The following is an 8709-nucleotide window of genomic DNA, read 5'->3' as shown; positions in this document are numbered from 1 at the left end:
ACGTTGGCCCGCACCGAGTCCGCCGGCGCGCTGCGCGCGTGGTGGGAGGAGCACCGTGCGGTCTACTCCCCCGTCCGCGCCGGTCTGTTCGAGGCGCTGAACTCCGCGGTGGCCGAGGCCGGTTCGGACGCGGCCACTGTCGCCGAAGTGCTGGCCGAACGGGCCGAGCCCTTGCTCGACGAGGTCCGCGGCCGTCGCCAGGAGGCCCGCGCGCGGGCAGCGACAGCGGCCGCGCACATGAGCGAGCTGACCGCCGAACGCGAGCGCGTCGCGGACCGACGCGACGACGATCCACCGGCATTCGCGGCCAGGTCCGGCCGGACCGGCGAACGGCCCGGCGCCCCGCTGTGGCGTCTGGTGCGCTTCGCCGACGATATTTCGCCCGAGACCGCGGCGGGTATCGAGGCCGCGCTGGACGCCGCGAACCTGCTCGATGGCTGGGTCTGCCCCGAGGACGCGCTGCCATCGGACTTCGAGTCGGATCAGTTCCTGGTGCCGCTGCCGGCCGCGGACCGGCCGAGCGGACGCACCCTCGCCGACGTGCTGGTCGTAGAGGACGATTCGGACGCGCTGACCGTGCCACGGCAGGCCGTGGCCGACGTGCTCGCCTCCATTGCCCTGCACGAGGGCGCGGACGAACCGAACGCAATGGTGACGATCGAGGCGGACGGCGGATTCCGCCAAGGCGTGCAGGTCGGCAGGCACCGTAAGGCCGACGCGGAGTACATCGGCGCGACCGCGCGGGCCAGGCGCCGCGAGATCCGCTCGGCCGAGCTGACCGCGGCCATCGCCGCCGCGGACTCCGACCGGCGCGCCGCGCAGCAGCAGGAGGCGGATGCCGTCGCCGAACTCGCGCGAATCTCCGCCGCCGCCAAAGGGCTTCCGCGTCCGACCGCGGTGACCACCGCGTTGCGTGCGGTGTCGGAGGCCGCGGGCATGATGCGGTCGCGCGCCGAAGCCGCCGCCCACGCCGAGCGTGAACTGGACCAGGCGATCGCGGACTTGTCCGCCGTGGAGAAGAAGCTGCGTGCCACCGCCGCGGCGCACCGCACCCCGCGCACGGGCACCGAGATCGACGCCCTCGCCGCCGCCATCCGGCACTTCGAGAACACCGGCACCGGACTGCTGCGGCTACGCGGCGACCACGAGCGGGAACGCGAGCGCGAGCGGGAAGCCGATGACCGGTTGGCCGAGGCCGCCGACCTGGCCGAGGCGTTCGCGGAGGAGGCGGAAGCCGCGCAGTCCGGCTACCGGGAACAGCTGCGCAAGCTGGAGACACTGCGTGAGGCGCTCGGCGCGGGCGCGGCCGACATCGATCGCGAGCTGGAGCAGGCCAGGCAGCGGATCGAGGCGACCAAGGCCGACCAGAAAGCCGCGCGCAAGGCCGCCAACGAGGCCATCGAGGCGGTCGGCGACGCCGAGGCCGCCTACCGCACCGCGCACGAATCGCTGGCCACCGCGCTCACCGAGGTGCTCGCGGAGGTGAAAGCCCTTGCGCCCTACGCTCAGCCGGATCTGCTCACCCTGCTCGACGCATCCACCGACGGGCGCTGGCCCAGCAGCGACGCCGCGTGGTCGACGCCCGAGCAATTGCTGTACCGGATCTCGACGGCGGGACCGGAAGCACAGCAGCTGGTATTGCCCGACGAGGTCGCCGAGCTGTTCGAAGCCCTTGCCGCCGCCACCGCCTCGGTCCGGGTGAGCGAGGCGGCACGCAAGTCCACCCGCAGCGCGGTGACCGCGGCGCTGCAGGAGTTCGACGCCGCCCTGGCCGGTTCCGGCCGCGACTACCGGCTCCAGTGGGACGCGGCCGACGGCCTCACCGTCGTGCAGGTGCAGGACGAGCACGGCGTCTCGGCGCTCGCCGAGTTCGCCGACCGCGTCGACGCTGCGCGCCGCGACCAAGAGCTGCTGCTCACCGACGCCGAGCGCCGCATCCTGGAGGACGCGCTGCTGACCGGCCTGGCCCAGCAGATCCACGAACGCACCGGCGACGCGCGCGATCTGATCGCCAGGATGGGCGCGGAGATGAAGCAGCGGCGGATGTCCTCGGGCAACACCATCGGCGTGCACTGGCTGCTCGCCGACAACCTGTCCGACGCGGCGCGGGCCATGTGCAAACTGCTCGACCGGGACGCCTCCGCACTCACAGCCGAGGACTTGGCGGCGATCCGGGGGCATTTCGCCGCCGAGATCCGGGCGGCGCGGGCCGCGCACCCGGAACGCTCCTATCCCGAGATCCTCGCCGCCACCCTGGATTACCGCAGCTGGCGGGTGTTCTCCTTCACGTTGATCTCCGCCGACGGCAGCGAGGACAAGCTCACTGTGGCCCGGCACAGCGCACTGTCGGGCGGTGAGCAGTCGGTGTCGCTGCACCTACCGCTGTTCGCCGCGGCGCACGTCATGCTCGATTCGGCCGATCCGCAGGCGCCGCGCCTGCTCGCGCTGGACGAGGCGTTCGCAGGCGTCGACGACAACGGCCGCAGCGAATTGCTCGGATTGAGTGTGCAATTCGACCTCGACCTGTTCATGACCGGCTACGACCTGTGGATCACCTATCCGCACGTGCCGGCCTGCGCGCACTACGACCTGGCACATTCCGCGGCCGAGAACACCGTCAGCGCGACGCTGCTGGTGTGGGACAGCGGCGAGCTGCTCGCCGAACACGACGGAACCGATCTCATCGCCGCGCTCGGCTCCCCCGATCGCCGCCGAGTTCCCACCACGATCGAGGGCGGGCTCGAACTCGCACCGGTGACCTGATCATCCCCCACCGCCGCCCGAGATAGGCATACCTCCGTCTTCCTCCGGCCTTCGCGGGCGGACGGGAGACGACGTCCGACTGTGCGGCGACGCACGCTCGCGTCCGGCTTCATCGGCGCGCAGTCCCGACACCCGCAGAGTGGCCGATTCGAAATGCCACCACGCGCTGTCGAGCATCCGGCACAACACCCGTCGGTAGCGGTTCACCTCGAACCATTGCGCGGCGGCTGCTCGAGCCATGGTCCAGCGGGCGATCCGGCCGCGGCTAACGGACGCTCGCGTCCGGCTTCATCGGCGGGCAGTCCGCGCCCGGCAGGGTGGCCAGTTCGAAATGCCACCACTCGTTGTCGAACATCCGGCACAACCCCCACCGATGGCCGTTCGCCTCCAGCCACTGCGCGCCCTGCCACGGACCGACATCGATAGCCTCCCCGGAGACGTGCGTCGACTCCTCCGGCGGCAGCACCCAGCGACGCGCGCCGTCCGGGCCGTAGGTTGCCACGCCGTCCTCCCATAGCGCCTGCTGCTGCGCGGGCGTGCGGTATCCGGACGTGATGGACAGCGGCACACCCTGCGCGTGCGCCTCGCGTTCGGCGAGCGTGTAGGCCAGGGCCAACGCGGGCTCGAGCCCCTCGGTCCCGGTCGCGGAGCCCACCGACTCCCGCTGATCTATGCCGCGCAGGTCGGCCTGCGCCTGCCCCGCCAGAATGCCGGTCGCGACCAGCGCGGGCAGCACCGCCACCGATAGCCGCGTCGGCAACCGACTCCGATCACGATTCCGAAGCACCATGTGCCGATGCTATCGCCCGCGGTCCCCTATGCCGGGTATGCCCCGGTTTGCCGGAAGCGAAGCGTCGCCGCTACCCCCACCCGGCACGAACGCGGCACGTGATGATGACAACCGAGATGCCGACCGTCCACCACTCGGCGGCAGCCCGGTGCGCCGGACCATCCCCAAGGAACCCTGTGGACAACACTCAGCGAATTCCACAGCTAACAGCACTACTTCACATGATAGCGATCTGTTATGTCCGATATGTGCCCAATTATCCTCAGGCGGCAAACATTTCGCTCACGTGGAAGACACTGTCTCCACAATCTATTCCAGTGTTGTGGATCACGATGGATGAGCTGACGCTACCACTCCCGAATTGCCGGAATTCGCAGTACTTCTGGAGGAATCCGCCGACCTGCACGATGACGTCAAGGCGCATCCGGGCCATTCGCAGGCGGCTTTCCATCCTTGGGAGGCATTCCGTTCGACCCGAATTTCACACTTCGTCCCCATGCGGAGATCGCCTCCGGTGCCCACGCGAGCCTTCATGGACCGCAGCAGCGACGAACGCGCATCGCACGAAATCCTTTGCTTCCCAAGCGCTGTGCAGGGCAATGGGGCCGACGCACCGCGGACGGCTACCGGCCTGCACCGGCTAGCCGTCCGCGGGTGACTCGAGGCTGTGCACAGAGTGTGATCGTTTCCACATTTCGCTCCACAGTATGTGAAGACCTATCGCACCGGACAATCCGGCCGAATCACGCCTGCGGCGGACCGTCCAGTACGCGCCGTCGCGCCGCCGCAGCGGCTAAGCGCAGCCGACCGCGGCGAATCGCTTCCAGCGCTTGCCGATTGCGTCCGATCCGGTCCAGGATCTCGCCGCCGTGCGCGCGGGCGTAGGCCAATGCGATCTTGATCTTGCTCGTGTGCAGATCCGACTTCGCGCTGAGCACCGCGATGCGGCGCTCCACCGGGCCGTCCAACTCCCGTAGGCGCGCAACGACTTCCCAGATGTCGGGCCCGGCGGCCAGCGCAGCGCGCCGATCGTGCAGCGGCCCGCGGAACACGATCCCGGGATGGTCGAGCTGATCCACGCCCTCCCGGATGAGCCGATCGAGCAGGACAGCGCAGGTGGTTCCCTCGCGCGCGGCGCGGTCGGCCAACCGGCGCGCGGCCGGTTCCGACACGCACACCGACGTCGGCACCGGCCTGGACTTGTTCCTGGATGTACTCATTGCCACTCCTCGAGCCGCATCGGTACCGGAATCAACGACGTACTGCGCTAAGGGTGCCCTGTGCGACCGCGAGGCCACCCCGGCGATCGGGGTGACATCACCGTGTCCGCGGATTGCCGCCTGCGAGTCGCAGGTCGGCTCAGACGCGTTCTTTGGAGCGGGTGCGCACGCGCAGCGCGATGGGCTTCTGCGTTTCGGCGAAGAAGTCGTTGCCCTTGTCGTCGACCACGATGAACGCCGGAAAATCTTCGACCTCGATCTTCCACACCGCTTCCATGCCCAGCTCGGCATACTCCAGCACTTCGACCGACTTGATGCAGTCCAGCGCCAGCCGCGCGGCGGGGCCGCCGATGGAGCCGAGGTAGAAGCCGCCGTGTTCCTTGCACGCCTTGGTCACCTGCGCGGAGCGGTTGCCCTTGGCCAGCATGACGAACGAGCCGCCCGCAGCCTGGAACTGGTCGACATAGGAGTCCATCCGGCCTGCGGTGGTCGGGCCGAAGGAACCGGATGCGTAGCCGTCCGGCGTCTTGGCGGGGCCCGCGTAGTAGACGGCCATATCGCGCAGGTAATCGGGCATCGGCTCACCCGCGTCGAGCCGCTCCTTGATCTTGGCGTGCGCGATATCCCGCGCCACCACCAGCGGCCCGGTCAGCGAAAGCCGGGTCTTCACCGGGTATTTCGAGAGCTCGGCGCGGATCTCGTCCATCGGCCGGTTCAGGTCGATCTTCACCACGTCGCCGCCGAGAATGGCGTCGGTCTGCTCCGGCAGATACTGCGCGGGCTCGCGCTCGAGCCGCTCCAGGAACACACCCTCCGGGGTGATCTTGGCCAACGCCTGCCGGTCGGCCGAACACGACACCGCGATCGCCACCGGGCAGCTGGCGCCGTGCCGCGGCAGCCGCACCACCCGCACATCGTGGCAGAAGTATTTGCCGCCGAATTGCGCGCCGATGCCGAAGGACTGGGTCAGCTTGAAGACCTCTTCCTCCAGTTCCAGGTCGCGGAAGGCGTGCGCGGACAACGACCCCTCGGTGGGCAGGTTGTCCAGATAGTGCGCCGAGGCGTATTTAGCCGTTTTCAACGCGAACTCGGCGCTGGTGCCGCCGATCACGACCGCGAGGTGATAGGGCGGGCAGGCCGCGGTGCCGAGCGAGCGGATCTTCTCGTCCAGGAACTCCAGCATCCGCGTGGGATTCAGCACGGCCTTGGTCTCCTGATACAGGAACGACTTGTTCGCCGAACCGCCGCCCTTGGCCATGAACAAGAACTTGTAGGACGGGTTCGCCGGATCGCCTGCCGTGGAGTACAGCTCGACCTGCGCGGGCAGGTTGGAACCGGTGTTCTTCTCCTCCCACATGGTGATCGGCGCGAGCTGCGAATAGCGCAGGTTCAGCTTGGTGTAGGCGTCGAACACACCCCGGCTGATCCATTCCGCGTCATCGACGCCGGTGAGTACACCCTCGGACTTCTTGCCCATGACGATCGCGGTGCCGGTGTCCTGGCACATCGGCAGGATGCCGCCCGCGGAGATGTTCACGTTCTTGAGCAGATCCAGCGCGACGAAGCGGTCGTTGCCGCTGGACTCCGGGTCGTCGATGATCTTGCGCAGCTGGCCCAGGTGTGCAGGCCGCAGGAAATGACTGATGTCGTGCATCGCCGTTTCGGTGAGCAGCCGCAGCGCCTCCGGCTCCACCTGCAAGAACGTGCGCCCGTTGTGCTCGAACGTGCTGACTCCCTCGGTGGTGAGCAACCGGTAGGGGGTGTCGTCCGCGCCGATCGGCAGCAGGTCTGAATAGCGGAAGTCCGGCGCGGTCACCAGTCGCACTCCTTCGGATGGGCCCGGGCGACATGCGCGGCCGGGCTGGTCACGAGCACAGCGAGCCTAGCCACCACCGCGCGCCGCACCGCTGGTTAGGCAACCCTATCTCGGACAGTTGGCCAAGAAAGGTTGCACGTTCAACCCCGGTGATGCTACCTCTCGTCTCTGAGAAAGCGCTCGGGCGTCCGATCGCCCGGTCGCGCGCAGACTGTTCGCGCGCCGCATGCGGCGAGGCCGAACGGTCGTTGTGATCACGTCAGAGTTTGGAGCGCTACCGTGACCGATCCCCACTGGCTAGATGAGGTCGAGATGCGCGCCTGGGTGGGTTTCGTGCGCACCCGCGATCTCATCGCCGCGGCGGTCGGGCGGGATTCCACCAAGGAGTCCAACCTCACCTATGTCGAATACTCGGTGCTGGCCTATCTGGCCGACGCCCCGGACCACCTGCTCACCTTCGCTGACCTGGCGGCCGCACTCGAGTGGTCGCAGAGCAGGCTGTCGCATCAGATCACCCGTATGGAGAAGCGCGGCCTGGTCGCGCGGGAGCCGATCCCCGACGACGCCCGCCGCACCGCCGCACGCCTCACCCCGCGCGGCGCCGAAGTGCTGACCGGCGCCGCACCCGCGCACGTGCAGAGCGTGCGCAGGCACATGATCGACGTCCTCGATCGCCAGCAGCTGGCCGCCCTGGCCGATATCTACGACACCCTGCTCGCGCATCATCGGCGATCGGCGAGCGAGAGCTGACTCAGGCGGGCGCGGCCTCCGCACGCTCGCCCGAAGCGCTTGCCGCACCGGCTGTTTCGGGCACACCGAGCGCCAGCTCGAAACCGGCGGGCACCACCACGTCCGAACGGTCCACATCCGAGATGCGGGTCTTGCGCAGGCCCAGCAGCGCCGAATCGATGCCGCCACGCAGGATGTCCAGCACGTTCTCCACGCCGGCCTGCCCGTTCGCGGCCAGCCCCCACAGGTAGGCCCGCCCGATGAGCACCGCCCGCGCACCGAGCGCCACCGCCTTCACCACGTCGCTACCACGGCGGATGCCGCCGTCGAGCAGCACCTCGATCTGCGAGCCCACCGCGTCGGCGAGCACCGGCAGCGCGCGAATCGCCGCCGGTGTGCCGTCGAGGTTGTTGCCGCCGTGGTTGGACACCGAGATCGCCGCAACACCGGCGTCCACCGCCCGCAGCGCGTCATCGACCCGCATGACACCCTTGAGCAGCACTGGGCCGTCCCAGTGCGCGCAGACCCACCGCACGTCTGCCCAATCAGGCGCCTGCGTGCCCATCCATTCGCCGTAGGCGCCGAAGAAGCCGGGTGCGGGGCCGTCGCCGACGGCCATGTTCGGGGCGGTCAGGTCCGGGATCCGGCCCGAGCGCACGTAAGTCGCCAGCCAGCGCGGACGCGCCAGAGTCTGCGGTGCGAATTTCAGCATGGTGCGCAGGTCGAGTTTCTCCGGAATGACCGGGCTGCCCCAATCGCGCCCGTGCGAGAACGACCAGTCCAGCGTCAGGATCAACCCCACCGCCCCGGCGGCGTTGGCCCGCGCCATCCGCTGCAGGATCTGGTCCTTGCTACCGCACCAGTACAGCTGGAAGAAGGTGGCCGGGTTGGCCGCCACCACCTCTTCGATCGGCTTGCTGGCGAACGAGCTCAGGCCCATCGCGATACCGCGCGCGGCCGCGGCACGCGCGACGGCCACCTCGCCGTCCGGATGCACCGCCTGCACACCGGTCGGCGAGATCAGCACCGGCATCGACAGCTGCTGGCCCAGTACGGTCGTCGACTGATCGCGCTCGCCGATCGGTCCCGCGACATGCGGCGCGAAACCCAGTTCGGTGAACGCCTTCTGGTTGTCCTCGATGGTCTGGCCGCGTTCGGAACCGGCGATCAACGCGCCGTATACCGATTTGGGCAGCCGCTTCTTCGCCCGCCGCTGCGCTTCGGCGACGGTCTCGAACCACGGATTCATGTTCCGGTCCTTTCCAGGGAGTGCTCCGGCCACCAGTGCCGGGTTCGGTCGAGCAGGTCGGCGCACAGGTGATCGAGCAGGGCCGCGCCCTCGGTCTCGGTCGCGCCCGCCGGGTCGCCGAGCACGCCGTTGGCGCTTACCG

At 69.0% G+C, this 8709-nt stretch carries 6 protein-coding genes; 2 read left to right on the top strand and 4 right to left on the bottom strand.

The annotated features are described in order from the left end of the window. Positions 1–2763, top strand: a 2763-nt coding sequence (locus tag NA4_RS36075) for an SbcC/MukB-like Walker B domain-containing protein (RefSeq protein ID WP_281180103.1), incomplete at its 5' end; no start/stop codon positions are given. A 265-nt stretch (positions 2764–3028) separates the two neighbouring features. On the opposite strand, the gene NA4_RS36070 is transcribed toward NA4_RS36075, so the two are convergent. The 3 genes from NA4_RS36070 to NA4_RS36055 form a co-directional block, all read right to left on the bottom strand. Continuing rightward, positions 3029–3553 (bottom strand): M15 family metallopeptidase, encoded by a 525-nt coding sequence (locus NA4_RS36070; protein ID WP_084497762.1) that lies wholly within the window; start codon positions 3551–3553, stop codon positions 3029–3031. A gap of 743 nt (positions 3554–4296) precedes the next feature. Then, positions 4297–4773 (bottom strand): hypothetical protein, encoded by a 477-nt coding sequence (locus NA4_RS36060; RefSeq protein WP_067480189.1) that lies wholly within the window; start codon positions 4771–4773, stop codon positions 4297–4299. A gap of 139 nt (positions 4774–4912) precedes the next feature. After that, positions 4913–6589 carry a fumarate hydratase gene (locus NA4_RS36055; protein ID WP_067480193.1) on the bottom strand — a complete coding sequence of 559 codons (1677 nt, stop codon included), beginning with the start codon at positions 6587–6589 and terminating at the stop codon, positions 4913–4915. Positions 6590–6868: 279 nt separating this feature from the next. Between NA4_RS36055 and NA4_RS36050 the strand changes: the two genes are divergently transcribed. Continuing rightward, positions 6869–7339 carry a MarR family winged helix-turn-helix transcriptional regulator gene (locus NA4_RS36050; protein WP_067480187.1) on the top strand — a complete coding sequence of 157 codons (471 nt, stop codon included), beginning with the start codon at positions 6869–6871 and terminating at the stop codon, positions 7337–7339. Position 7340: 1 nt separating this feature from the next. Here the strand turns inward: NA4_RS36050 and mftD are convergent, their stop codons facing one another. Beyond that, positions 7341–8567 carry a pre-mycofactocin synthase MftD gene (gene mftD / locus NA4_RS36045; RefSeq protein ID WP_067480185.1) on the bottom strand — a complete coding sequence of 409 codons (1227 nt, stop codon included), beginning with the start codon at positions 8565–8567 and terminating at the stop codon, positions 7341–7343. Positions 8568–8709 lie beyond the last annotated feature (142 nt).

Source organism: Nocardia amamiensis NBRC 102102 (assembly GCF_001612745.1).
Taxonomy (GTDB): Bacteria; Actinomycetota; Actinomycetes; order Mycobacteriales; family Mycobacteriaceae; genus Nocardia; species Nocardia amamiensis.
The sequence above is the reverse complement of the archived record's forward strand: the minus strand, read 5'-3'. Positions and strand labels throughout refer to the sequence as shown.

Excerpts from the sequence above, each read along its gene's own strand:
- NA4_RS36070 (WP_084497762.1), bottom strand. The coding sequence starts at position 3,553 with ATGGTGCTTCGGAATCGTGATCGGAGTCGGTTGCCGACGCGGCTATCG.
- mftD (WP_067480185.1), bottom strand. The coding sequence starts at position 8,567 with ATGAATCCGTGGTTCGAGACCGTCGCCGAAGCGCAGCGGCGGGCGAAG.
- NA4_RS36060 (WP_067480189.1), bottom strand. The coding sequence starts at position 4,773 with ATGAGTACATCCAGGAACAAGTCCAGGCCGGTGCCGACGTCGGTGTGC.